Source organism: Izhakiella capsodis, from assembly GCF_900115045.1.
Taxonomy (GTDB): domain Bacteria; phylum Pseudomonadota; class Gammaproteobacteria; order Enterobacterales; family Enterobacteriaceae; genus Izhakiella; species Izhakiella capsodis.
Genome location: NZ_FOVC01000029.1, coordinates 1 through 1,207 on the forward strand (window position 1 = coordinate 1; position 1,207 = coordinate 1,207).

The window sequence follows — 1,207 nt, forward strand, 5'->3', positions numbered from 1 at the left end:
CGGTGGCCGGATTTAATAGGCTGATATTATTGTAATATGTTTATTAATTGACCTGCGGAGACATGATTATTTTCGGTTACCTCTAAGTAACTTATTTTCAAAAGTGACTCTTGTGCAACTGCATCAGTAAATTCTTTCAACTCTTCTGTGGAGGTGATTTCAGAGCTTGTTTTTATAATGAAACTTTCACCATTTGAGGCCCTTGTTACAGTAATGCTGATATCTTGATTAGTTGGTCCTGTACGGTTCACGCCTTTTATGTAAAATTCGTCTTGCCTGGTAATTTTTTTCCTATCAACGGCTTGTCTTTGTGTATAGGTATTAAGCTGATCTCTTGATATCGTTTCACTACCCATTTTCACAGATGTAACTTTGAGGTCTTGAGCGATGTTTTTGAGGAATTTACTCTTTCCATCCTCGCCATGAGCCAAAACCTCTCTACTTATGCTTGTTTGACCTGTACGCAGGACTTCAAGCACATTTTTTTGTGACTTGTTTAGCGCATCCGTAGTCTCTTTAACTAAAGAGATCTGGTCTGATGAATTTTGCCTTTGAGTTTCCCAATATTCATCAGCAATCTTCCAGCCAACAGTGCCAGCAGCTATAACAATGGCAACGACAGCACAAAGAGCCTGTCGGCCTGTCATTTTACCAATTGCTTCTTTAAGCACGCTTACTGCTCCGTTAACAATCGCATAAGATTCACCCTCTGCTTGGCTAGAACCTTCGCTGATATGATAAACTATATCAAGAAGATTTTTATCAGAGTTGGTTAGCTTTTGTCTGTTATGTGTATCATGCCTAATGACTGTAAATGCTTTTTGAATCTCATTAGTTAACTCAGCCATGCCGAAGAGCATGGAGGCTGTTAGGGATGAGCTATATCTTTTCTTATCACCCTTAACATTGATGCTAATGCTTGGCCAGCCTTTGAATTCTACGTCTGGGAAACAAAATGCATCGGAATCAATATCTTTTCTTGCAAGCATCGAAGAAATGAAAGCATTGAATTCAGCTTCATTTTGAATCAAGAACTTTTCTGCGGTTGTCATTTTTTCCTTGGAACTCTCTGGGAAATATTAATTGTCCTGATCTATTACCAGATACACGCAAAAGTACATTATGGGCATTTGCTATAAAAATTACAGTCCTTTCCTCTGCGATCTACCATTACCCAAGCTCACCGCCTCACGCATCCACACACCCA

Annotated in this window: 1 protein-coding gene; it reads right to left on the reverse strand. The window is 39.3% G+C overall.

The annotated features are described in order from the left end of the window. Positions 1-26: 26 nt before the first annotated feature. The gene (locus BM191_RS16435) at positions 27-1,052 is read right to left on the reverse strand and encodes a hypothetical protein (protein ID WP_230479625.1); all 1,026 of its coding nucleotides are present in this window, start codon (positions 1,050-1,052) and stop codon (positions 27-29) included. Between the last annotated feature and the right edge of the window lie 155 nt (positions 1,053-1,207).